The organism is Jatrophihabitans sp. YIM 134969 (genome assembly GCF_054456675.1).
Genome location: NZ_JBTJEQ010000008.1, coordinates 26,901 through 49,296, shown reverse-complemented (window position 1 = coordinate 49,296; position 22,396 = coordinate 26,901). Strand labels below are relative to the sequence as shown.

The following is a 22,396-nucleotide window of genomic DNA, read 5'->3' as shown; positions in this document are numbered from 1 at the left end:
GGGACCAGCCACGCGGACTCGTTCGTCTGTTTCAGCGAGCGGTAGCTGAACCGGGTGCTGCTCATGCCGCGCCTCCCTGCCGGGCACGGGTGCGGCCGTGCGGTGCGGCCTCGCTGCCGGTGAGGTCGTGGTGTGCCGCGCGGGCGCGGTCCACCCGGTCGCCGAACGGGACCGGGTCCCCGGCGGCGTCCTCGCCGGTGTCGTCGCGGACCTCCCACCGTTCGCGGGCGTCGAGCCCGATGTTCTTGTAGCCGCGGGGGTAGGCCGGGCCACCGAAACCGATCTCGTTCCAGGCCCACGGGTGGGAGTAGAACGCCGCGCACGCGTACCGGGTCCACAGACTCCACACATGCATGGCGGACCACGCGTACCACGCCTCGCCGTGGTGGGCGGCGTCGAAGACGGTCTGCACGAGCGCCGCCTGCTGTTGCGGTGCGCAGACGTGGAACAGCTGGTCGTGGGCGGTCCGGGCGTCGTCGTCCAACGCGGCGAGGGTGTCGCGCCAGGCCTGCGGGTCCGGCGGCATGTCGTCGTACCGCCAGCCGTCGGTCTCCCCGGCGGCCAGGCGGGCATCGATGAGCGCCACCACCGGGATGCGGGGATCGTCGTCCTGGGCGAGCAGCAGATCGCACAGCGGACGGGCGGCGGCGTCCTCGACGGCGGTGAAGAAGGAGAGGTCGGAGACGGGGGCGAGCCGGGCCAGGACGACGCCGGTGGTGACGTCGTCCCAGGTGTGTACCTGGTCCAGGACGTCGAAACCGGGGAACCGGCCACGGTGCTGCGGGGTCACCGCGTGGCGGGCAGGGGCGCGGTACGGCATCAGCGGCGTCCCTCGCGGCGTAGCACCGACGCGAGCAGGCCCATGCCGCCGACGAGGCTCGCGAGCAGCGGCGCGAACACCGGTGGGCCCATCTCGACGTTGTACGCGGCCATCTTCCAGCCGCCCGGTTTCTGTGCCACGCCACGGATGTGGAAGAAGAAGCCCTGCATCCCGTTGACGACGATCAGCGCGCTGGTGATCGGCAGGACGGTCCGGGCGGCGCGTTCGCTGAACACGGCGGCGATCCCGGCGGGCACCACGGTCGGGACGATGCCGATCGGCAGCCACATCATCTTGTTGCCGAAGCTCGCCGAGTCGTGCGAGGTGTAGATCTCCAGCGTGGTGATCACGGCACCGGCCGCGGTGAGCGCCGCGAGCGTGCGCTGGAACCGGCCGGTGCTGACGTCTCGGTAACCGGTCTCGAGCAGGTTCTCACCGGTCTCGGCCAACGAACGGGAAGGGCTTTGGATGGTCTTCACGTGGTCTCCTGCGGGGATCGTCGGTCGACGAGTGTGCGACGGAGCAAGGCAGCACCGCCGGGAACGTGGCGGAGCACCAACCGGGCCGCGGCGTCGCGGCGACGGTCGTGCTCGGGGCGGACACCGCGGGCGTGCACGAGATCGCGGTAGCCGAACGCGGCCCACACCGCAGCGATGACGGCGTCGGTCACACCGGCCCGCCACCGAGTGCGGTCGGACAGGGAGAACGCGACGGCGGTGGCGGCGTGGGCGGCGTCGACCCACACTCCCATCGCGAGGACCTCCGGCGACGGCGCCACCCCGGACAGCAACGCCTGCCCGAGCTGCCGCGCCCCGAGGACACGGGTCACGCGTTGGCTCGCGGTGTCGACCCGGACGCGGTGGACGTGCTGGAGCACGAGCCCGGGGCACGTCAGCAGCGCCGCACCCCAGCCGGCGCGGACGACCTCGACCGGCCGGAGTTGAACGGGCGTTGCGTTCATCGTCGCCGCCGGCCGACAGCTGCGAGCACCAGCGCCATGGCCCCACCACCGACGGCGGCCAGTGTCGCCATCCTGTTGCGGGCGACGAACGACACCGGGTCACGTTCGGAGGCCTTCGCCGAGAACGCTCCGCGGGCGCCGCGGTCGTGGTCGGCGTCGCGCGGCTGGAACACGTTCGACCCCCATCGCGGCGCGTCCTGGTCGGTCTGCTGGGACTTGACGCCGGTCTTGCCGAGGTACCAGTCGATGAACGCCGGGGCGACCCGGTTGCCCGTCACGGTGTAGGCGGTGGCGATGCCGACCCACATGTTGCGACGCGGGTGCTCGGCCGAGAACCTGATGGCCCGTGCGCACACCTCGGGCTGCACGATCGGTGGCACCGGCATCGGGTGCTGCGCCATCTTGTTGAGGTTCCAGTCGAACTGGGTCGTGTTGACCCCGGGCAGCGTCACGAGTCCGATCGTGACGTTGCTGCCGGTCGCGCGCAGTTCGGTGATCACCGATTCGGTGAAGCCCTTGATCGCGTGCTTGGCGCCGCAGTACGCCGACTGCAAGGGGATGCCGCGGTAGGCCATTGCCGACGACACGTTGACGATGGCACCGTGGTCGCGCGACCGCATCACGCCCAGGGCAGCGCGCACGCCGTGGACCTGACCGAAGTACGTGACCTCCGTCATCCGGTGGTATTCCGCCGGATCTGTGTCCCAGAAGTACGCGAGCGCGCCGACGAACGCGACATTGACCCAGACGTCGATCGGGCCGAGTTCGCGCTCGACCCGTTCGGTCGCGTCGTCGACCGCCTTCTCGTCCGCGACGTCGGTGGGGATGCCGAGGGCGCGGCCGCCGGCGGCTTCGACGTCGGCCACGGCGCCGTCGAGTCCGGCCTGGCCGCGCGCGAGGACGGCGACGTCGTAACCGGCAGCGGCGAACTCACGCACGGTGGCCCGACCGACTCCGGCGGTACCGCCGGTGACGACCACGACCTTGTTGTTGCTCACCATGAGTTCCTCTCGCGATTCGTTGCATCCTGCAACGCTACGGCGGCGTTGACGAAGGCCAGGTGGCTCAGGGCCTGCGGGATGTTGCCGACCAGCTCGCCTGTCCCAGGGGTGACCATTTCCGAGAGGAGACCGAGCGGGGACCCGACCCCGTCGAGCTCCCGCATCTGCGCCTCGGCCTCGTCGGCCCGTCCCAGTACCGCGAGCGCATGCACCGACCAGTACGCGCAGGCGAGGAAGGTCTGTTCCTCACTGGCCACACCGGTGTACCGGTACAGCAGCGGCCCGACCCCGAGTTCGTGGCGCACGGCGTCCAGCGTCGAATTCATCCGCGGGCCCCGGTCGAACCCGGACTGCACGCCGAGCAACACCGACGCGTCCAGGTCGTCGGTGCCGGCGTAGAACGTGTACGCCTGCTTGCGCGGCGACCAGCAATGCTCGGAGACCCACGCACGCACGGTGTCCGCTTCGCCGCGCCACCGGCGGGCCGCGCCCGCGAGCTGACCGGCGTCGGCCAGTCGGGCCGCGGCATCGAGGGCGCGCCAGACGTTCATCTTCGACGACGTGTACGGCCGGTCGTCCTGCAGCTCCCAGATGCCTGCGTCGTCGTGACGCCACGTGTCGGCGCACCGGTCGGCGAGGTCGGCGAGCTGCCGTGCCGACCGCACGTCGAGCACGTGGCCGCCGAACACCCAGGTGGCCACCGTCCCGAACAGGTCGCCGTACACGCCGAGCTGCACCTGGGACGTCGCGTCGTTGCCGAGCCGAACGGGTCGGCTGTCGCGGTAGCCCGGGACAGCTGCGGTCCGGCTGCTCGCCGGCACGTCGCCGTCGAGGCCGTAGACCACGTGGATGTCCGGTCCATCGTCGCGGATCGTCCGCAACAACCACGTGATCGCCGCGTGCACCTCCTCCTGCAGGCCGCACACCGTCAGCGCGTCGACCGTGAGTGCGGTGTCGCGGATCCAGGCCAGCCGGTAGTCCCAGTTCTTCGGGCCGCCCACCCGTTCGGGCAGCGAGGTCGTGGCCGCGGCGGCGATGGCACCGGTGTCGGCCATCATCACCGTCTTGAGCGCGAGGGCGCTACGCACGACTCGATCACGTCGTGTTCCGCTGCACTGCACCTGAGCCGACCAGCGCCGCCAGTTCGCCGCGGTGAGGTCGAGTCGGGCATCGACGGCGTCGACGTCGGTGAGGAACAACGGCGCGGCGTCCGAGGCCACGACGGCGATCACGACCCGCTCTCCGGCCGAGACGGTGAACGACCCGGACACCGCGGTACGTCCGACGTCGACGGCCACGCCGGCGCTGTGCCGGACGGCCATGACGAGCTCGCCTGTGTGCAGGAGCGGTCCCCGCGAGTCGTCCTCCGCCCACGGCTGCACACTGCCGAGCCCGTCGCCGGGCTCCACCACCGACGTCATCGCGACCGACCCGTCAACCCCGTCGACCCGTCGGGCCAACTCCGTCCAGGGGAGTCGTCCGGCGTTCCCCGAGTTGAGGCAGTCGGTGACGACCACCTGTCCCGTGGAGGTGGTCCAGGTGGTCTCGAGCAGGTTGGTGTCGGGGCGGTAGCGCCGGCCGGGCGACGCCGACGGGTCGGCCGGTCGCAGCACGACCCGTCCGCCGTGGTCCGGGTCGAGCAGCGCCGCGAACGGTGGCGGCGAGTCCAACCGCGGCACCGCCCACCAGTCGACCGTGCCGTCGGCCGCGACGAGCGCCACGCTGCGGCCGTCGCCGAGGACTCCGTACGCGCTGATGTCGACGAAACCCGCTGCGTCCCGCTCGGCGCTCACCTGTGACCGCGCTCATGGAGCCCCTGTGCGCGCACAGGAAACGCGGTGTCGTCCACGCTGCGTCGGTCGGGGTGGGCCGGCGCTTCGTCGCCGTACCTGTCGCGAGCGGGCCCCGGGAGTTCTGCGGTCGCGAACCTCTCCGTACAGCCCGGCGCGATCGGGCCGAGCGTCGCGGCCGAACTGCGGTCAGGAACGGGGAGGTGGGAAGGCGTGGGAGCCGTCGAGATCCTCACGGGTTCGCCCTCCCGATCGAGCTCCGGTGTGTCGCCGAGCGGGTCTGACCTGGCCTCGAGCTCGTGGCGACACCCGGGCGAGCTGCGGCTCGTCGTTCGCTCAGCACGCTGACGGCGGCGTGGGGCACGGAGACGGCCAGCAGGGCGATCAGCACGCCGGCGGGGACGTCACGGGCGTGCAGGACGAGTGCGAACACGGCTGTCAGTGCCATGGCTGTGGGCAGGCCGGCCCGGCGGGCGACGACGCCCGCCGCCCGGGACGTCGAACCTCGGCGGATCCATTCCCGGGCGTCGGGGTGGACGGCGACGAGGCGGATGGTCTGACGCCAGGCATGCCAACCCGCGAAGTAGACCGCGAAGCCCAGCAGAGGCGGCAGTGTGATCGTCAGTGCAGCGATCGCTACGGGTTCGAGGCCGCCGGCGATGTCTCGACCTGCGAACGCGGACACGGTGGCGAGCAGGCCGACGACCGCTGCGATGGCGAACACGATCCTGCTGGCATCGGTGAACAGGTTCCAGCGAATCGGATCGACGCCGAGCTGATGCAGGACCGGCCCGGTCCGGTCCGGCCACCACGCGAACGGGCCGGACACCGCGAGCGCACCGGTAGCGGCGGCCCGGAGAGCTCGGACGCGTGGTGCGGTGTCGGGCGTGCGCCACCGACTCACGACGTGATCGATCCAGCTGAAATGCGCCGCAGACACCGCGAGCAGCACGGCGATCCCGACGCCCGGCCACTGGGACCAGCCGAGGAACACGAGGCCGGCTACGGCGAGGTAAGCGATGCCGGCTGCGGCGCGACGGCCACGGCCCCGCACGACGAGTTCGGTGTCGAGGGCGCCGTGGGGCATGCCGAGCGCGACGGCGACGATCAGCGCCGCGGGGCCGGCGTGCTCCAGCAGATCACGCTGCTGCGTCCGGATCAGGACACCGGTGAGGCCCGCTCCGATCAGCACGATCAGTGATCCGACAGCCGCGACGCCGGCCGGCGTGAGCCGACCGGTCGCCGCGAACTCGCACGCGCCGACAGAGCCAGCGGTCACACCTGGTCGCGGTGCGCTGCGGCACCGTCACCGGCGATGTGGCCAGCGGCCACGCGGTGGCCGTTCGTCACGGCCCCGTCGGTGTAGGCCCTGCCTGGCAGGCTGATGGACAACCCGTTGAGCGAGACCGACGCCGGCAGTGTGTCGGGCACCTGGGCGTCGGCGTCACCGGCGTCCTCGGCGGTGCGCAGTTTCGCCACCTTGTGCAACAGTGCCCCGTAGCCGGCCTTGGCGATGATGTCGGCGCCGGTGAACGCCAGCTGGATGGTGACCGCCCAGCCGGTGCTGCGGGCGTCGGTGAAGATGAGCACCAGGTACGCCAACGGGTACACGCCCCACACCGACAGCAGCAGGGTCACGGCGTTGCGCAGGCTCTTACCGGTGGGCGCGCTGACGTCCTTCATCGTGTCCCGGACCGGTGCGAGCATCAGCGGGTACAGGGCGATGAAGAAGACGGTGCTGACGATGCCCCAGACCCACAGGGCGGCGGTCGAGGCGTGGTCCTGACCGACGGCGATGACACCGAACAGTCCGGTCAGGATCATCAGGAACGCCGCGGCCATCGCGGCGAACCGCATGGCGGTGGCCTTCTGCTTGGCGATGTTGCACACCGCGTACAGCTCGACGACGAGCAGCGGAACCGTCACCGACCAGTCCGCGAACCGCAGTCCGGTGAAGATCGTTCCGGGTTCGGGGGTGAAGGTCGAACCGTCGGCGTTGGAGTGGTACTTGGTCAGCCAGACCACGATGAGGGCGAGGTAGGCCAGGGCGGCGATCCAGGTGATCATCGCGCTGGTCACGGTCGACGCCCGGTACTTCTTGGAGATCTCCGAGCGGGTGGTCAGGTTGTAGACGCCCGACGCGAACAGGGCGAAGAACGCGACGACCAGTGCATACAGCACCAGTTCGTACTGCCATCGGCTCGTCGAGGCGATGTCGGTGATCTCTGCAGTCGGACCCGACGGGGTCACGAGCAGGAGGGTGGACGAGAGCATCGAGACTCCGGACTTCTCCTGAACCGGGTGGTCAGGATCGAACGGGAGCAGTGCTTTCTGCTCCCCGAGCGTGATGCTGGTGCCTCGGTTCTCGGGCCACCACGACGTGAGCATGATGAGCAGCGAGAACGATGAGATGGGCGCCGACGTCGCACACGCGGGTCGCGGTCGTTCGGGCGCGCATCGGGTCAATGGCCAGAGATGTTCGGCGCGGTGCTGGGCCGTGAGGTGAGAGTAGCCAATGATCAAGTGCCGCACAACGTACGGTGTCGGACACAGACGGAAAGGGTCGCGCGATGCCGCCGATCGACGGGGCTGGACCCGGTGGGGTGTCACCGGAACGCAACCTGCTGCTGGCGTCCTGGCCCGGTGCTCTACCGGCGGCGCTGCACCTCATGAGTGTGGAGCGCGGACAGACACTGCAGCGGGCCGGCAGCGTGGTCGACATGGCCTACTTCCCGGTGACCACCGTGTTGGCGGTCGCTGTCGGGGCAGACGGCGCCGATGATCCAGTCGAGGTCCACCACCTGGGCCGGGAAGGCGCGGCCGGCGTGTGCGTCACCGCCGGTGACTCGACCAGCGGGGCCCGGATCACCTGCGCGGTGGCCGGCGCGGTCTGGGCGCTGCCGGCGGCCGACCTGATCGCGGCGGCCGACGGCGATCAGGCGGTCATGAAGCTGGTACAGCGCTTTGTGCAGGCGCTCGCCCGTCACCTGGCCCAACGCGTGGCCTGCCGGGCGACGCACACCAACGAACAGCGATTCGCCGCCGCTGTGCTCACGACGACCTGGCAGACCGGTGGTGGCGACACGATCATGCTCACCCAGGCCGACCTCGCACGCATGCTGCTCGTCCGTCGGGCCACGGTCTCGACCGCGGCCACCCGACTCTCGGACGCCGGAGCGATCCGCTACCGCTACGGCACCATCACGATCGCCGACCACGATGCGCTGCAGGCCGCGGCATGCGAGTGCCATCGCGTCACCCATGCGGCGTATCTCGCCGTCGGCGTCGGTTGATCGGTACCGAGGCGACGGCGCCGCCAACCGTGGACGTCGCGGCGAACGTGGGTATGAGCCTTCCGCAGGTCGAAACCACGGGCCTCGTACACCGGGCAGCAGCCCGACAGGAGAATCCCGTGAAAGCCGTTGTGTTCAAAGGCCCGTTCGAGCTCGCCGTGGAAGAGGTCGATGACCCTCGGATCGAACGTCCCACCGATGCCGTCATCCGGATCACCACCGCCAACATCTGTGGGTCCGACCTGCACCCGTACGAGGGTCGCGCCCCTCTGGACGCGGGCATGGTCCTGGGCCACGAGAACATGGGCATCGTGGCGGAGGTCGGCGCCGCGGTGAGCCGGATCAAGGTGGGTGACCGGGTGTCGGTGCCGTTCAACCTCGGGTGCGGCACGTGCCGCAACTGCGTCGACGGGTGGACTTCGGCGTGCTTGCGGGCGAACCCGACCGGGCAACCCGGCGCCGGATACGGATACCCGCAGATGGGCCCGTACTGGGGCGGCCAGGCCGAGTACCTCAACGTGCCGTGGGCCGACTTCAACTTGCTCGAACTGCCGGCGGGCACTGAGCACGAGTCCGACTACACGATGCTGTCGGACATCTTCCCGACCGGCTACCACGGCACGGAGCTCGCCGGGGTGGCTCCGGGCAAGACCGTCGCGATCTTCGGTGCCGGTCCGGTCGGGCTGATGGCCGCGTTGTCGGCCAACATCCGCGGCGCGTCGCAGACGTTCGTCGTCGACTTCGAACCCGACCGGCTGAAGCTGGCCGAGCAGCTGGGTGCGACCGCGGTCGACCTGTCGAAGGGTGACGGCGCGGTCGAGGCGATCATGGAGCTCACCGACGGGTTCGGGGTCGACTGTGGTGTCGAGGCGGTCGGCTACCAGGCGCACGACCCGTCCGGGCAGGAACACCCGGGCATGGTGTTGGACAACCTCGTGCAGGTCGTGCGTGCCACCGGCCGGATCGGCGTCGTCGGAGTGTACGAACCGACCGACGACGGCGCCGCCACCGACGACGCGAAGCACGGACGTTACGACTTCGACTACGGCACCGCGTTCACCAAGGGCATCGCCATCGGATCCGGTCAGTGCCCGGTGATGCGTTACAACCGGTACCTGCGCGACCTGATCATCCGCGGGCAGGCGACGCCGTCGCAGATCGTGTCCCACGAACTGCCACTGGACGACGCGGTGCACGCGTACGACCAGTTCGACAAGCGGGTCGACGGCTGGACGAAGGTGCTGCTGCACCCGGGTGGATGACGCCGAGTCAGACATGGCTGGCGACCTCGGCGAGATCGCGACGACGTTGCATCGGCAGGCGGGGCGCTCGTTCAGGGCCGCGCTGCGACAGTCACCCTTCCCGTGGATCCCGAGGGTCGCTCCACGCCGCGGGCGCTCAGTGCTGGTCGGGTGATCGCTCTTCAGGTCGAGGTGACACGGCGGGAGTTGCCGTGTCAGGTAGCCAATCGAACAGGTCGAACGTGACGGTCGCGGCGGCTGCTCGACGACGCCGTGCCCGCCGCACAGGGACCTTGCTGCGGCCGGTACGTCGTCGGATGCGGGCTGAGCCCTTCGCGCGGTTCGCCACCGGGGCACCAGGCTCGACCGACAACACCGAGGCTCACAGGATTCGACGTTCGTGTGGGTGATCCCCTTGTGCTCACCGCCGACCACCTCGACTCGTGCGCGTATCCGCAACGGTGGTCAGAAGTCGGCGCCTGAGCGGCCGACCCTGACCGTCGACCAGGTCTTCGAGCTCGCCGGTCGTGTGCCGAACCGCTTCCGGGCGATGGTGCTCGTGACGACCTTCGCGAGCCTCCGCGACCACCTTGAGCATTACGTCGACCCTGACCCCGAGGGGTTAGTTTTCACCGGAACGCTCGGCGCCGTCATCGGCGCGGCAACTTCAACAAGCTGATCCGCTGGCAGGACAACGTCGCCGCGATGGGACTGGTGGGCCTGCACGTCTGCGCGAGCCGTTCGATGTCGGTGCTTCCACGACCTCCGCCACACCGGCAACACCCTCGCGGCGCGGGTGCCTGGCGCGTCGACTCGCGACCTCATGCAGCGCATGGGGCACGACTGGATGCGCGCCGCGATGATCTACCAGCACGCCCCAAGCGACGCCCAGGAACGTGTTGCCGCTGGGCTGACAACCCAGCTGGATGATCACGCGAGCCGATCCGCTACAGCACGTGGACAGCACCCACATCCCGACAGCCCGAGGCGTGCCGCCCCCGGAACCAACGAAGCCCCCGGAAACCGGGGGATCTGACGTGGAGCGAGTGACGGGAATCGAACCCGCATATCCAGCTTGGGAAGCTGGTGTTCTACCACTGAACTACACTCGCGCTGCGACGACTGAGCCTAGCCGATGTGGTCGCCCCCGGGAGCCAGCACCCGCTCCACGAGCGGACCGAGCAGGCGGTGCGCGAGGCGCAGTCCGCGGGTCTGCTCGACGGTGAACCAGCGCAGGTCGTCGTGTTCCTCGGGCGCGAGGTTGCTGGGTTCGCCGGCCCAGGTGCGCACCACCCAGATCCGGATGTCGAGTCCGCCGCCCTGGCCCGTGGGGTCGACGATGCGGGCGAGCGGGTCGCCCAGGTCGGTGGGGACCACACCGACCTCCTCGCCGAGTTCTCGGGTCAGCGCCTGGGCGGGGGTCTCGCCGGGGTCGACGTGGCCGCCGACGACGTCCCACACGTCCGGGTACCAGCGTTTGGCCGGGGAGCGGTGGGCGAGCAGCACGGTGCGGTCGCGGACCAGCAGGGCGCCGACGACCACGTGCACCGGGGCAGTACAGCACCGACCTCCGACACGTGCGCCCGACTAGTCTCACCGAGCGTGCTGCTCTCCGACCGCGACATCACCGCCGCGCACGACGCCGGGCGCCTCGGCTGCGAGCCCTGGGACCCCGACCTGGTGCAGCCGAGCAGTGTCGACGTGCGCCTGGACCAGTATTTCCGGGTCTTCAACAACACGGCGTACACGCACATCGACCCGAGCCGACAGCAGGACGACCTGACCTCGCTCGTCGAACCCGCGCACGGGGAGCCGTTCGTGCTCCACCCCGGCGAGTTCGTGCTCGGCAGCACGCTCGAGGTCGTCACCCTCGCCGACGACCTCGCGGGCCGCCTCGAGGGCAAGAGCAGCCTCGGTCGTCTCGGGTTGCTCACCCACTCGACGGCCGGGTTCATCGACCCCGGCTTCAGCGGTCACATCACGCTGGAGCTCTCCAACGTCGCGAACCTGCCGATCGTGCTGTGGCCCGGGATGAAGATCGGGCAGCTGTGCCTGTTCCAGCTCTCGAGCCCCGCCGAGCGGCCGTACGGCAGCGGCGCCACCGGGAGCCGGTACATGGGCCAGCGCGGCCCGACCCCGAGCCGCAGCTACCAGAACTGGCGGGTCTGGCCGACCGACGCCGGGCAGTAGCGGGGGGCGCTCAGCGCGAGGCGGGCAGGCCGGCGAGCGCCTTCTCCAGCAGCGCGGCGAGCGTCGCGCGCTCCTTGTCCGTGAGCGGCGCGAAGATGTCGGTCTCCTCGGCCTCGGCGTCGAGGACGGCCGTGCGGAACTGCTCCCAGCCGTCGCGGGTGAGCGCGATGGTGGAGCGGGTCCGGTTGGCCGGGTCGGGCTTGCGGCTCACCCAGCCGCGCTCGGCCATCTTGTCCAGCCGGTGGGTCATGGTCGAGGCCGAGACGCCGGTGGTGTCGGCGAGGCGGGACGGGTTCGACCAGCCGTCGCGGCCCTCCATCGCGAGCGCCCGCAGCACCTCCCAGTCGCCGGGGGCGATCCCGAGGACGTCGAACCGCGCCCGGTAGAAGACGTCGAGCCGGCGGGACAGCCGGGAGATCGCGGTGACGATGCGCTGGACCGTCTCGCCCGCGCCCGCCTCGGTGTACAGCCGGACGGCCTTCTCGTACTCCGCCCACGGCGTCCGGCGCGTCATGGCCAGACAGTAGAGGGGTGACCGGACTCACCGGCAGCCCTCCCGGGAACAAAACGAGTTCCTCACGGCTTCTAAGCTTCGATATCGAAAGTTCGAAGTCGCAAAGTTGCCCCTCGAAGTTGAAGTGGATACCCCAGCTGTGCCTCGCACCACGTCCCGTCTGATCGCCCTGCTCGTCGGCTCCTCGCTCGGAGCGGTGGGCTGGGGCGCCGTCCTCCCCTACCTCTACGCCGACGTCGCCGACGCCCGTGGCTTCGGTGCCACCGCGGCGGCCGTCACCTTCACCGCCTTCGCTCTCGGCGCCCTCGTGGCGAGCCCGATCGCCGGTCGCCTCGCCGACCGCGCCAACCCCGTGCTGGTGGCGACGCTCGCCCGGCTGCTGCTCGTCCTCACGATCCTCGCGATCATGCTGGGCCAGTCCGAGCTCGCCGTCTGGTCGGCCGCGTTCGGCTACGGCGTCGCGCTCGCGCTGAACCAGCCGTCGGTGCAGGTCATGGTGCTGGCGCTCACGCCGGCCGTCCGCCGTCGTGACGCCTTCGCGTGGCAGTTCATCGGCCAGAACCTCGGCCTCGCGCTGGGCGGTTTCGCCGGCGGCTTCCTCGTCGACCTCACGACGCCCACGGGTTCGCGCCCGGTCTACGTCGTGGCCGCGGCCGCCTCGTTGCTCAGCGCAGCGGTCGTGTACCTGTCGGTGCGAGGGATCCCGTTCGCGACCTCCGTGGCGTCCGAGGTGGCCGAGAAGGTCGGGTACCGCCAGGTGTTCCGCGCCCCGGGTGTGCGGTGGCTGCTGGCCGTGACCGTGCTGCTGACTCTCGCCTGCTACGCCCAGTTCGACAGCGGCCTGCCGGCCTACGCCCTCTCGGTCCTCGACGTCCCGCCGACGCTGCTCGGCACGGCCGTCGCCGTCAACGCGATCCTGGTCGCGGCGCTGACCGCCCCGGTCGTCGCCCTCACCCGCCGGTTCCACCCGGGCACGCTGCTCGCGGCGTGCGCCGTCATCTGGGCCGGTGTCTGGGTCCTGCTCGGGCTGCCGCTGCTCGACCACGCCTGGGCGCCCGCGCTCGTCGTGGTCGGCTACGCGACGTTCGCCTTCGGTGAGACCGTCCTCGCGCCGGTGCTGACCCCACTCGCGGCCACCCTCGCACCCGAGGGTGCGGCCGGGCGGACGCTCGCGGCGATGAACGGCGCGCAGACCCTCGCCACGGCCGTCGGCCCCGGGCTGTCCGGTGTGCTGCTGGCCGCGGGTGTGCCGGTCGGGTTCGTCGCCCTGCAGCTGCTGTGCTGCGCGGTGTCGGTCGTCGGCGCCCGCCGCCTGCGCCGCGCCACCGCCCACGTCAAGGCCGAGGTCGCCCTCGCCGCCTGACGGGCCGCAGTGAGTTGATCACGACGTTTCTGTCGCTGTGACACCCCGATCAGCGACAGAAACGTCTTGATCCACTCCCGGAGGGGGCCGTTCAGCCCTGTGCGGGCAGGAGCGTGTGCATCCAGCCGTGCTCGTCGGGGAGCGTGCCGTTCTGCAGCCCGAGCAGCCGCTCGCGCAGCTGCAGGGTGACCGGGCCGGGGGTGCCGTCACCGTTGGTCCAGTCGCCGTTCGCGCTCTTGACGAACCCGACGGGCGTGATGACGGCTGCGGTGCCGCAGGCGAACACCTCGGTGAGCTCGCCGGACGCGGCGTCGTGCTGCCAGTCGTCGATGGAGACCTTGCCCTCCTCGGCGCCGTAGCCGAGTTCGGACGCGAGCGTCAGCAGGGAGTCGCGGGTGACGCCCGGCAGCAGGGTGCCGGTGAGGGCGGGCGTGACCACCCGCGCCGAGGGGCCGGAGCCGTAGACGAAGAACAGGTTCATCCCGCCCATCTCCTCGACGAACCGGTGCTCGGTCGCGTCGAGCCACACCACCTGGTCGCACCCGCGCTGCGCGGCGTCGGCCTGCGCCACCAGCGACGCGGCGTAGTTGCCGCCGCACTTGGCCTCGCCGGTACCGCCGGGAGCGGCGCGGGTGTACTCGGTGGACAGCCACACGACGACCGGCTCCGGCCCGCGCTCGAAGTACGCGCCGGCGGGGGAGGCGATGAGCAGGTACGAGTAGGCGTTCGACGGCCGCACCCCGAGCCCGACCTCGGTCGCCAGCATGAACGGGCGGAAGTAGAGCGCGGCCTCGCCACCGTGCTCCGGCACCCAGGCCTCGTCGATCTCGGTGAGCGCGCGCAGCGACTCCACGAACTGCTCGGCGGGCAGCTGCGCCATCCCGAGCCGGCCGGCCGAGCGGGCGAAGCGGGCGGCGTTCATGTCCGGCCGGAACGTCTTCACCGAACCGTCGGCGTGCCGGTAGGCCTTCAGGCCCTCGAAGATCTCCTGGCCGTAGTGCAGGACCATCGTCGCGGGGTCGAGCTGCAACGGGCCGTACGGGACGACCTCACCCGGCTGCCACGCGCCGTCGCGGAAGTCGATGCGCACCATGTGGTCGGTGAAGTGTCGACCGAAACCGGGGTTCGTGAGTACCTGGGCGATGTGCTCGGGGGTCCGGGGCTGCGGGTTCGGGGTGACCTGCAGCGCGGGCGGGACCAACGTGTCCGAGGAATCGACCGACATGCTCGGACATGCTAGTAGTCCGGGCCACCTCGATCACGCCCGTTGTGACGCCTGGCCGTCCGGCGGGACCAGCCACAGGCCGTTGCCGCGGTGGAACAGGCCGCGGTCCCACCACGACTGCTGCATCGCGGCGGGCACCCCGCGGAAGAACTCGGGGTCCTCGGAGTTGAGCGCGGGCGGGTCGGGCAGGCAGCCGACCAGCGACCGCCGGGTCGCGATCCGGTCGCGGACGGCGAGGGTCGCGGCGAGCCCCATGCCCCGTGCCACCCCGGCGATGACCACCTGCTGGAACAACACGAACGCGTCGACGCCGGTGTACTCGAGATCGGGCCGCAACCGGCCGTCGGGGGTGAGGACGAGTTCGGCCGCGGTGCGGACGCCGCCGCCGTAGGCCATCGCGGGCGTCGCGAGGTCGAGGCCGCACTCGAGGTCGAACACCGCGATGTCACTGCGGGCGACGACCTGCTCCGGGTGGTCGTGGAAGCACTGCACCGCCTCGACGGTCCACAGCACGATGCCGTCGAGCTCGTCGCGCAGGCCGTCGGGTTCCGGCAACGGCTGGGCGGAGGTGTAACGGAGCTCGGTCCACGAGGACGACGGGTCCGTCACCGCCGCAGCCTAACCATGGTCACGGGTGAGCCGCCCGTCCGAGCGCAGGACGTCCAGGGGGACACCCATGACCAGCGCCGGCAGGCCGCGGGCGAGCAGCTCGAGGAGTTGCTCGCGGGTCAGCGCCGACGACGACGGCCCCGCGGTGCACCAGGTCACGGTGACGTCCTCGACGAACGCGATCCAGCCCCGGACGATCATCAACGCCATCGGCGGCAGCTCGAGCCCCTGCTCGGTCATGACGTCGACGGTGCGCTGGGCGAGTCGGTCACGGGTCTGGTCGAACACCTCCCGCAAGGCGGCGTCGCCGCTGCCCGCGCCGCGCACGAGGGACAGGTAGGCCTGCGGGTTCTCGCCGACGTAGTCGACGAACGCCCCCACCGACCGGGTGAGTGCCTCGTCCGGTTCCCAGGACGGGTCCGGGGCGGTGCGGGCGATGAGGTCGTCGGCGGCGGCCCGGGCGACCTGCAGCTGGAAGTCGGCCTTGCCCGCGAAGTAGTGGAACAGCAGCCCGCGGGAGACGCCCGCGGCGTCGGCGAGGTCCTCGATCGACAGCTCGTCCAGCGTGCGCTCGGCGAGCAGCTCCAGCCCGAGGCTGAGCAGCTGGGCGCGCCGTTCCTCGGGAGGGAGGCGGACCCGCTTGGCCGCGGTCATGTCGGCCACCTTACTGAACGTGATTCAGCTTGCTGTTGACTCCGGTTCAACAAGTGGGCATGGTGGCGGGCATGACGGATCTCAGCGACGCCAGCGCGATGCCGCCCGGCGCCTCGGTCGAGGCCGACGCCGCGGACCTCCGCGCCGACCAACGGCTCCCGCGGCGCACCCACGTCCTGGTCGTGGGGTCGGGGTTCTCCGGCCTCGCGACCGTCATCGGCCTCACCCAGGCCGGCTACCGCGACGTCGTGGTCATCGACCGGGGGCGCACGGTCGGGGGCACCTGGCGCGACAACACCTACCCGGGTGCGGCGTGCGACGTCCCGAGCCAGCTCTACTCCTTCTCGTTCGCGCTGAACCCCGACTGGTCGTCGTCGTACTCGCCGCAGCCGGAGATCGAGCGGTACCTGCAGGGCGTCACCGAGACGTTCGGGGTGGGCGACCACGTCTACGGCGGGGTCGAGATGACCGGCGCCCGCTGGGACGCCGCCGCCGCCGAGTGGGAGGTCACGACCTCGGCCGGTGACATCCGGGCCAAGGTCCTCGCGCTGGGCATCGGCGCGCTGTGCGAACCGCGTCTGCCCGCCATCGACGGCATCGGTGACTTCGCCGGGCCCGTCATGCACTCCAGCCGCTGGGACCACTCGGTGGACCTGCGCGGCAAGCGGGTGGCGGTCATCGGGACCGGGGCCTCGGCGATCCAGATCGTGCCGAAGGTGGCGGAGGTCGCGGCCCACCTCGACGTCTACCAGCGCACGCCCCCGTGGATCGTCCCGCGCAACGACCACCCCTACGGCCGGGTCGCGCGGTTCGCGATGCGGCACGTGCCGGGCTTCCAGAAGCTCATGCGCACGAGCGTCTACTGGTACCTCGAGTCGCGTGTGCTCGGGTTCGTGAAGCAGCCCAAGCTCATGGGGTCCGCCTCGAAGGTCGCGCTGGCGCACCTGCACCACGCCGTGAAGGACCCCGACCTGCGCGCGAAGCTGACACCCGACTACACGATGGGGTGCAAGCGCATCCTCATCAGCAACGACTACTACCCGGCCGTCGCGGCCGACACCACGGAGCTGGTCACCGACCCGATCCGGGAGGTGCGGCCGCACTCGATCGTCACCGCCGACGGGACCGAGCGCGAGATCGACGTCCTCATCGTCGCCACCGGCTTCTTCGTGACCGACAACCCCACCGCCCAGCTGGTGCACGGCGTGGACGGCGTGTCGCTCGCCGAGTTCTGGGACGAGCACGGGATGTCGGCCTACAAGGGCGTCACCGTGCCGGGATTCCCCAACATGTTCTACCTGCTCGGCCCGAACACCGGACTCGGGCACAGCTCGATGGTCCAGATGGCCGAGGCCCACGCGAACTACACCGTCGACGCGGTCCGCACGATGGACCGTCACGGCCTGGCCAGCGTCGAGCTGCGCCCGGAGGTCCTCGAGGAGTACGAGCGCGGGGTCCAGCGCGCCATGAGCAAGACCGTCTGGGCCACGGGCAACTGCGCCAGTTGGTACAACGACAAGCACGGCAACAACACCACCCTGTGGCCCGGCTTCACGTTCACGTTCCGCCGCATGCTGCAACGGTTCGACCTGGCCGGTTACCGCAGTGTCGCCACCGCCGATCTCACCCCGTCCGATCCCGAGAAGGAGTTCGTCGCATGACCACCCTGCAGAACAAGGTCGTCGCGATCACCGGTGCGGGGTCCGGCATCGGCCGGGCGCTCGCGCTCGGTGCGGCCGGCAAGGGCGCGCTGCTCGCGCTCTCCGACCGCGACGCCGCGGGTCTCGCCGAGACCGCCGACCTCGTCCGCGCCGCCCGTCCGAAGGTGCGGCTGCGCACCGACGAGGTCGACGTCAGCAACGAATCCCTCGTGCGTGACTGGGCCAGCGCCGTCGCCGAGGACTTCGGTCGCGTCAACGTGATCATCAACAACGCGGGCGTCGCGTTCAGCGGCGACGTCGCCGAGTCGACGCTCAAGGACCTGGAATGGGTCATGGGGGTCAACTTCTTCGGCGTCGTCCACGGCACCACCGCGTTCCTGCCGCACCTCGTGGCGTCCGGCGAGGGCCACGTCGTCAACATCTCCAGCCTGTTCGGGCTGCTCGCCACGCCCTCGCAGAGCCAGTACACCGCGGCCAAGTTCGCCGTGCGGGGCTGGACCGAGACCTTCCGCGAGGAGATGCTCATCTCCGGCTCGCCGGTCAAGGTGACCTGTGTGCACCCGGGTGGGATCAAGACCGGCATCGCCCGCAACGGCCGGGCCGCCGAGGGTCTGGACCCGGTGCAGATCGCCGCGTTCTTCGACAAGAAGCTCGCCAAGATGGAGCCGGAACAGGCGGCCGCGATCATCATCCGGGGCATCGAGAAGAACAAGCCGCGGGTGCTGGTCGGGGCCGACGCCTACGCCCTGGACCTCATGCAGAAGGTGCTGGGCGCGAGGTACCAGCGCCTCGTCGCCCTGACGGTCAAGCGCATGCGGCCGTACTCCTCGGCCCGCGTGTCCTAGGGCCCCGGTGTGTACCGACCCCCGGGTGCCCCGCGCCGCCACCTCGCGCCGCGCCAGCAGGACCTGCCGCGCTGGCTGGTCCGCAACACCGCCGTCCGGTTCCAGCGCCCGGGGTTGGGCGGACGCATCCCGCTGCGGTGGCAGCGTCGCTACCTCGACGCGGTCGTCGCCGGTCTGGCGCCGCCTGAGGGAACCGTTGCACGGCGCACCGATCTGGCCGGCACCCCCGCCCTCCGTGTCACGGTGGGCGCCACCGAACGTCCCCGCGCCGTGCTGTACCTGCACGGTGGCGCCTTCATGACCGGGTCGTCGACCAGCCACAAGGCGTTGACCGCCCACCTCGCCGCCGCCGCGGGGGCCGTGGTGTTCTCCCTGGACTACCCCCTCGCGCCGGAGCACCCGTACCCCGCCGCACTCGACGCCACCGTCGCGGCCTACCGCGCCCTGCTGGCCGACGGCTGGTCGCCCTCCCAGCTCGCCCTCGCCGGTGACTCCGCGGGCGGCGGGCTCGCCGTGGCCGCCTGCCAGCGGATCACGGCGCTCGACCCCTCCGACCGCCCCGCGGCGCTCGCGCTCATCTCGCCCGCGGTCGACATCCGCGAGTGGACCGATCCACTCGACCGGCGCCGGGCCCGCCTGGACCCGGTGGTCCGGATGCGGTGGGGCGACACCGGCCGGATCGCGTACGTCGGCGCGGGCGACGTCGAGGACCCCGGCATCACGCCGGTGAACGGCCCGCTCGAGGAGCTGCCCCCGACGATCGTGCACCTGGACCGCGACGAACTGCTCCACGACCGGGTCGTCGACTTCGTCGACCGGGCCGCCGAGGCAGGGGTCGAGATCGTGTCGCACGAGTACGCCCGGACCTGGCACGTCATGCACGCCCACGCGTCCTTGTGGACGGTCGCGCGTGACGCCGTCGTCGAACTCGGCGAGTTCGTCCGCGCCCACACCTGACTCAGACGGGCATCGGCTCCCGCGGCCGCTCGTCGAGGTCGCCCCCGCCGACCGGCCCGTTCCCGGCGTCCTTCGGCCGCAGCGGTGACGGCTCGACCCGCAGCACCTTCGCGGCCCAGCCGGGCAGCCACCAGTTCCAGCGACCGAACAGGCTGACCAGCGCGGGCACCAGCAGCGCGCGCACGATCGTGGCGTCGATGAGGATGCCGACGCCGAGCGCCGTGCCGAGCACCTTGATGTCGGTGCCGGGCGCCGAGGCCAGTGCGGCGAACGCGAAGAACAGGATCAGCGCCGCCGACGTGACCAGTCGCCCGGTGCGACCCAGTCCGCGGGTCACCGCCGTCGAGGTCGACCCCGTCGCGTCGTACTCCTCCCGCATCCGGGCCAGGATGAACACCTCGTAGTCCATCGACAGCCCGAACAGGAACGCGAAGATGATCACGGGGAGCCAGAAGGTGATCGCGCCGGTGCCGGTGATGCCGAAGACGGCGTCGGACCCGTGGCCGTGCTGCCAGAAGAAGACGACCGAGCCGAAGACCGCGGCGAGCGAGACCAGGTTCAGCAGCACCGCCTTGAGCGGCAGCAGGATCGACCGGAACGTCCGCACCAGCAGGATGAACGTGACGGCGGCGATGATCGCGAGCACGTAGGGGAAGTTGTCGTAGACCGCGCTGCCGTAGTCCTCGACCGTGGCGCCCGGGCCGGCCACACCGACGTCGCCGTCGACCGCTCCGTCCACCGCGTCCCGGACGTCGTCGACCACGGCCGTGCCGCTGCTGTCGACCGTCTCGTTCCGCGGGACGACCACGACCAGGGACGTCCCGTCCCGTGTCCCCGCCGTCACCGCCGTGAGCACGCCGTCGACCCCGCGGGCCGCGTCGACCGCGGCCTGCTCCTGCCCGGCCGGCACCAGGACGTCGACGGGTGTGAGCACGCCGGTGCCGGTGCCGCCGTCGCGCAGGGCGGTGAGGGCGACGTACGGCGGGCCGCTGGTGGCGAGCGACGACGACCCGGCCTGGCCGATGGCGATGCCGAACACCGGGGCGATGAGCACGCCGAGGACGACCACCGCCGCGCCCGTCGCGAACCAGCGGCGACGGACGATGAGGCCGGCCCACCGGGTCCAACCGCGGGAGGCCTCCTGCTCGTGCCGGATCCGCGGCCAGTCGACCTTCGGGCCGATCCCGGCGAGCAGGGCGGGCAGGAGGGTGAGGACCACGGCGACGCTGACGAGCGGGATGAGCATGCCGCCGAGGCCCATGCTGCGCAGGAACGGCACCGGCACGGCGATGAGCGCGAGCAGGCTGATGGCCACGGTCACGCCCGACGCCAGGACCGCGTGCCCGGCGGTCTTCATCGCGACCACCACCGCCGTGTGGTTGTCGGCACCGCGGGCGCGTTCCTCGCGCCACCTCGACACCAGCAGCAGCGAGTAGTCGATCGCCACCCCCAGGCCGACCAGCGAGATGAGGAACTGCACCACGAAGCTGACGTCGGTGAGCTCGGTCAGGCCGAGCACGAGCAGGAACGTGGTGAGGATCGAGACGGCTGCGATGACCAGCGGCACGAACGCGAGGAACGACGCGAACACGAACAGCAGCACCGCGAGCGCGCCGATCCCGCCCAGCAGGGTCTCGACCAGGACCCCGGGACCGTCGGAGTCCCCGCCGGCCGAGAGCAGGTTGTAGGACGTCACCTGCACCTGCAGACCCAACGGCTCCGCGGCCCGTTCCAACACCGGGCTGAGCGCCGCCTCGTTGCCCGGCCCGAAGCCCTCGGCGGGTGGGCCCTGGACGAGCGCGAAGGTGCTGCGGTCGTCGCGCGAGACGAACATCGGGTCGCCGGTGGTGGGGTAGTCGACGACCAGCAGCTGCGGCAGCTGCGAGCGGACGCTGTCGAAGACCCGGGCGATGTCGGCCCGGCTCGACTCGACCGTGCTCCCCTCCGGGACGGTCAGGACGGGGACGAGGGTGTCCTGCGTGCTGACGCCGTAGAGCTGCTGCAGCTGGACCTCGGTCTCGTAGCCCGGCTGGCCGGGCAGGGAGAAGTCGAAGCTGAGCCGGTCGCTCAGCTGGCCCGCGGCCGCGGCGCCGCCGACGAACAGCAGCAACCACGCCACCATGACGATGCGCCGGTGGCGCAGGACGAGTTCGGCGAAGCGTTCCACGGGTGACTCCTGCGCACTCGGTCGGTCGGGGCGCGCCCAGCCTCCCGCAAGCGCCGCCTCGGCGGGATCCGGGCCGACCCGGACTTCGACCCGGAGGTCCGGGCCCGCCCGGGGTCGCGCTCCCGATGACCCCCGGCGTCTGCCCGTACCCTCGTCGGGTGTGGGGGCCGGTCACGAGCACGCTCACGCGGACCCGTCCGCGTCGGGCCACCGGGTGCTCGCCGTCGTCCTCGCCATCACCGTCACGGTCCTGGTCGCGGAGGTCGTCGGCGCCGTCTGGTCCGGCTCCCTGGCCTTGCTGGCCGACGCCGGCCACGCGCTGACCGACGCCGGGGGACTCGCCCTCGCCCTCGGCGCGGCGCTGCTGACCCGGCGGCCCGCGACCACCCGTCGCACCTGGGGCTACCGCCGGGCCGAGGTGCTGGCCGCCGCCGCCCAGGCCGCCGTGCTGCTCGCGGTCGGGATCTTCGTGCTCGTCGAGGGCATCCGCCGCCTCGCCGACCCCCCGGAGGTCGTCTCCGGGGCCATGCTGCTGTTCGGCATCGTCGGCCTCGCCGGGAACCTGCTGGCCGGGGCGGTCCTGCTGCGTGCCGGCCGCAACACCTTCAACCTGCGGGCGGCGTTCCTCGAGGTCACCAACGACGCGCTCGGTTCGCTCGCGGTCATCATCGCCGCGATCGTGCTCGCGACCACCGGGTGGCAGCGCGCCGACGCCGTCGTGTCGATCCTCGTCGGGGTGCTCATCGTGCCCCGCACCGTGAAGCTGCTGCGCGAGACCGTCGACGTCCTGCTGGAGTCCGCCCCCCGCGACGTCGACCTCCAGCAGGTCCGCGAACACATCCTGCGCACGCCGCACGTCACCGCCGTCCACGACCTGCACGCCTCGCTCGTCGCTTCCGGGCTGCCCGTGCTCACCGCCCACGTCGTGGTCGACGACTCCTGCTTCCAGGACGGCCACGCCCCGCAACTGCTGGACCTGTTGCAGTCGTGCCTGCACGGCCACTTCGACGTCGAGCACTCGACCTTCCAGCTCGAACCGGCCTCCCACGTGGCGCACGAGGTCGCCACCCACGTATGAGACCTCCGCCCCCCGGAACCCCGCCGC

At 71.3% G+C, this 22,396-nt stretch carries 22 protein-coding genes and 1 tRNA gene; 9 read left to right on the top strand and 14 right to left on the bottom strand.

Annotated features, from left to right (window positions below; genetic code table 11):
• Nucleotides 1-61: 61 nt before the first annotated feature.
• The 7 genes from ACXR2U_RS06375 to ACXR2U_RS06345 all read right to left on the bottom strand — a co-directional run bounded on the left by ACXR2U_RS06375 (nucleotide 62) and on the right by ACXR2U_RS06345 (nucleotide 6,822).
• Nucleotides 62-820 (bottom strand): gluconate 2-dehydrogenase subunit 3 family protein, encoded by a 759-nt coding sequence (locus ACXR2U_RS06375; protein ID WP_458824111.1) that lies wholly within the window; start codon nucleotides 818-820, stop codon nucleotides 62-64.
• Entirely contained in the window at nucleotides 820-1,299 is a 480-nt protein-coding gene (locus tag ACXR2U_RS06370; RefSeq protein WP_458824109.1) for a hypothetical protein, read from the bottom strand. The genes ACXR2U_RS06375 and ACXR2U_RS06370 overlap by 1 nt, the downstream gene beginning before the upstream one ends.
• Nucleotides 1,296-1,781, bottom strand: coding sequence for a hypothetical protein (locus ACXR2U_RS06365; protein ID WP_458824108.1), 486 nt, complete (start codon nucleotides 1,779-1,781; stop codon nucleotides 1,296-1,298). Before ACXR2U_RS06365 ends, ACXR2U_RS06370 begins: the two co-directional genes overlap by 4 nt.
• A complete protein-coding gene (locus tag ACXR2U_RS06360) occupies nucleotides 1,778-2,779 on the bottom strand; it encodes an SDR family oxidoreductase (protein ID WP_458824107.1) in 1,002 nt (333 codons plus the stop codon). Before ACXR2U_RS06360 ends, ACXR2U_RS06365 begins: the two co-directional genes overlap by 4 nt.
• Nucleotides 2,776-4,575, bottom strand: a complete 1,800-nt coding sequence (locus ACXR2U_RS06355; RefSeq protein ID WP_458824106.1) for a glycoside hydrolase family 15 protein — start codon at nucleotides 4,573-4,575, stop codon at nucleotides 2,776-2,778. Before ACXR2U_RS06355 ends, ACXR2U_RS06360 begins: the two co-directional genes overlap by 4 nt.
• A gap of 229 nt (nucleotides 4,576-4,804) precedes the next feature.
• The gene (locus ACXR2U_RS06350; protein ID WP_458824105.1) at nucleotides 4,805-5,851 is read right to left on the bottom strand and encodes a Brp/Blh family beta-carotene 15,15'-dioxygenase; all 1,047 of its coding nucleotides are present in this window, start codon (nucleotides 5,849-5,851) and stop codon (nucleotides 4,805-4,807) included.
• A complete protein-coding gene (locus ACXR2U_RS06345) occupies nucleotides 5,848-6,822 on the bottom strand; it encodes a bacteriorhodopsin (RefSeq protein WP_458824104.1) in 975 nt (324 codons plus the stop codon). Before ACXR2U_RS06345 ends, ACXR2U_RS06350 begins: the two co-directional genes overlap by 4 nt.
• Nucleotides 6,823-7,142: 320 nt before the next feature.
• Between ACXR2U_RS06345 and ACXR2U_RS06340 the strand changes: the two genes are divergently transcribed.
• From ACXR2U_RS06340 to ACXR2U_RS06330, 3 genes are all read left to right on the top strand, one after another.
• Nucleotides 7,143-7,865 carry a Crp/Fnr family transcriptional regulator gene (locus ACXR2U_RS06340; protein ID WP_458824103.1) on the top strand — a complete coding sequence of 241 codons (723 nt, stop codon included), beginning with the start codon at nucleotides 7,143-7,145 and terminating at the stop codon, nucleotides 7,863-7,865.
• Nucleotides 7,866-7,984: 119 nt separating this feature from the next.
• Nucleotides 7,985-9,127 carry a glutathione-independent formaldehyde dehydrogenase gene (locus ACXR2U_RS06335; protein ID WP_458824102.1) on the top strand — a complete coding sequence of 381 codons (1,143 nt, stop codon included), beginning with the start codon at nucleotides 7,985-7,987 and terminating at the stop codon, nucleotides 9,125-9,127.
• 379 nt (nucleotides 9,128-9,506) lie between these two features.
• The gene (locus ACXR2U_RS06330) at nucleotides 9,507-9,785 is read left to right on the top strand and encodes a hypothetical protein (RefSeq protein ID WP_458824101.1); all 279 of its coding nucleotides are present in this window, start codon (nucleotides 9,507-9,509) and stop codon (nucleotides 9,783-9,785) included.
• Between the two features lie 359 nt (nucleotides 9,786-10,144).
• Here ACXR2U_RS06330 and ACXR2U_RS06325 read toward each other — a convergent pair.
• Together ACXR2U_RS06325 and ACXR2U_RS06320 are read right to left on the bottom strand one after the other, a co-directional pair.
• Nucleotides 10,145-10,218 (bottom strand) — tRNA-Gly (locus ACXR2U_RS06325).
• A gap of 16 nt (nucleotides 10,219-10,234) precedes the next feature.
• Entirely contained in the window at nucleotides 10,235-10,654 is a 420-nt protein-coding gene (locus ACXR2U_RS06320; RefSeq protein WP_458824100.1) for an NUDIX domain-containing protein, read from the bottom strand.
• A 54-nt stretch (nucleotides 10,655-10,708) separates the two neighbouring features.
• Between ACXR2U_RS06320 and dcd the strand changes: the two genes are divergently transcribed.
• Nucleotides 10,709-11,296 carry a dCTP deaminase gene (dcd, locus tag ACXR2U_RS06315; protein ID WP_458824098.1) on the top strand — a complete coding sequence of 196 codons (588 nt, stop codon included), beginning with the start codon at nucleotides 10,709-10,711 and terminating at the stop codon, nucleotides 11,294-11,296.
• Between the two features lie 10 nt (nucleotides 11,297-11,306).
• On the opposite strand, the gene ACXR2U_RS06310 is transcribed toward dcd, so the two are convergent.
• The gene (locus ACXR2U_RS06310) at nucleotides 11,307-11,810 is read right to left on the bottom strand and encodes a MarR family winged helix-turn-helix transcriptional regulator (RefSeq protein ID WP_458824097.1); all 504 of its coding nucleotides are present in this window, start codon (nucleotides 11,808-11,810) and stop codon (nucleotides 11,307-11,309) included.
• 139 nt (nucleotides 11,811-11,949) lie between these two features.
• On the opposite strand from ACXR2U_RS06310, the gene ACXR2U_RS06305 reads away from it, so the two are divergent.
• Nucleotides 11,950-13,173, top strand: a complete 1,224-nt coding sequence (locus ACXR2U_RS06305; protein ID WP_458824096.1) for an MFS transporter — start codon at nucleotides 11,950-11,952, stop codon at nucleotides 13,171-13,173.
• A gap of 91 nt (nucleotides 13,174-13,264) precedes the next feature.
• On the opposite strand, the gene ACXR2U_RS06300 is transcribed toward ACXR2U_RS06305, so the two are convergent.
• The 3 genes from ACXR2U_RS06300 to ACXR2U_RS06290 are packed head-to-tail and all read right to left on the bottom strand — an operon-like array spanning nucleotide 13,265 to nucleotide 15,661.
• Nucleotides 13,265-14,374, bottom strand: a complete 1,110-nt coding sequence (locus ACXR2U_RS06300) for a branched-chain amino acid aminotransferase (RefSeq protein ID WP_458824191.1) — start codon at nucleotides 14,372-14,374, stop codon at nucleotides 13,265-13,267.
• Between the two features lie 57 nt (nucleotides 14,375-14,431).
• Nucleotides 14,432-15,007, bottom strand: coding sequence for a hypothetical protein (locus tag ACXR2U_RS06295; RefSeq protein ID WP_458824095.1), 576 nt, complete (start codon nucleotides 15,005-15,007; stop codon nucleotides 14,432-14,434).
• Nucleotides 15,008-15,016: 9 nt separating this feature from the next.
• Complete coding sequence (locus ACXR2U_RS06290) at nucleotides 15,017-15,661, bottom strand: TetR/AcrR family transcriptional regulator (protein ID WP_458824094.1); 645 nt, start codon at nucleotides 15,659-15,661, stop codon at nucleotides 15,017-15,019.
• Between the two features lie 71 nt (nucleotides 15,662-15,732).
• Between ACXR2U_RS06290 and ACXR2U_RS06285 the strand changes: the two genes are divergently transcribed.
• From ACXR2U_RS06285 to ACXR2U_RS06275, 3 genes are read left to right on the top strand one after another with little or no spacing between them, the layout of a single operon-like run.
• The gene (locus ACXR2U_RS06285; RefSeq protein WP_458824093.1) at nucleotides 15,733-17,322 is read left to right on the top strand and encodes a flavin-containing monooxygenase; all 1,590 of its coding nucleotides are present in this window, start codon (nucleotides 15,733-15,735) and stop codon (nucleotides 17,320-17,322) included.
• Complete coding sequence (locus ACXR2U_RS06280; protein ID WP_458824092.1) at nucleotides 17,319-18,167, top strand: SDR family NAD(P)-dependent oxidoreductase; 849 nt, start codon at nucleotides 17,319-17,321, stop codon at nucleotides 18,165-18,167. The genes ACXR2U_RS06285 and ACXR2U_RS06280 overlap by 4 nt, the downstream gene beginning before the upstream one ends.
• Before the next feature lie 9 nt (nucleotides 18,168-18,176).
• Nucleotides 18,177-19,124, top strand: coding sequence for an alpha/beta hydrolase fold domain-containing protein (locus ACXR2U_RS06275; RefSeq protein WP_458824091.1), 948 nt, complete (start codon nucleotides 18,177-18,179; stop codon nucleotides 19,122-19,124).
• Nucleotide 19,125: 1 nt separating this feature from the next.
• Here ACXR2U_RS06275 and ACXR2U_RS06270 read toward each other — a convergent pair whose 3' ends face one another.
• Entirely contained in the window at nucleotides 19,126-21,291 is a 2,166-nt protein-coding gene (locus ACXR2U_RS06270; protein ID WP_458824090.1) for an MMPL family transporter, read from the bottom strand.
• A gap of 160 nt (nucleotides 21,292-21,451) precedes the next feature.
• On the opposite strand from ACXR2U_RS06270, the gene ACXR2U_RS06265 reads away from it, so the two are divergent.
• The gene (locus ACXR2U_RS06265) at nucleotides 21,452-22,369 is read left to right on the top strand and encodes a cation diffusion facilitator family transporter (RefSeq protein ID WP_458824089.1); all 918 of its coding nucleotides are present in this window, start codon (nucleotides 21,452-21,454) and stop codon (nucleotides 22,367-22,369) included.
• Nucleotides 22,370-22,396: the final 27 nt, after the last annotated feature.

Coding starts and splice junctions, on each gene's coding strand:
- ACXR2U_RS06375 (WP_458824111.1), bottom strand. CDS start 820: ATGCCGTACCGCGCCCCTGCCCGCCACGCGGTGACCCCGCAGCACCGT.
- ACXR2U_RS06290 (WP_458824094.1), bottom strand. CDS start 15,661: ATGACCGCGGCCAAGCGGGTCCGCCTCCCTCCCGAGGAACGGCGCGCC.
- ACXR2U_RS06365 (WP_458824108.1), bottom strand. CDS start 1,781: ATGAACGCAACGCCCGTTCAACTCCGGCCGGTCGAGGTCGTCCGCGCC.
- ACXR2U_RS06340 (WP_458824103.1), top strand. CDS start 7,143: ATGCCGCCGATCGACGGGGCTGGACCCGGTGGGGTGTCACCGGAACGC.
- ACXR2U_RS06310 (WP_458824097.1), bottom strand. CDS start 11,810: ATGACGCGCCGGACGCCGTGGGCGGAGTACGAGAAGGCCGTCCGGCTG.
- ACXR2U_RS06285 (WP_458824093.1), top strand. CDS start 15,733: ATGACGGATCTCAGCGACGCCAGCGCGATGCCGCCCGGCGCCTCGGTC.
- ACXR2U_RS06280 (WP_458824092.1), top strand. CDS start 17,319: ATGACCACCCTGCAGAACAAGGTCGTCGCGATCACCGGTGCGGGGTCC.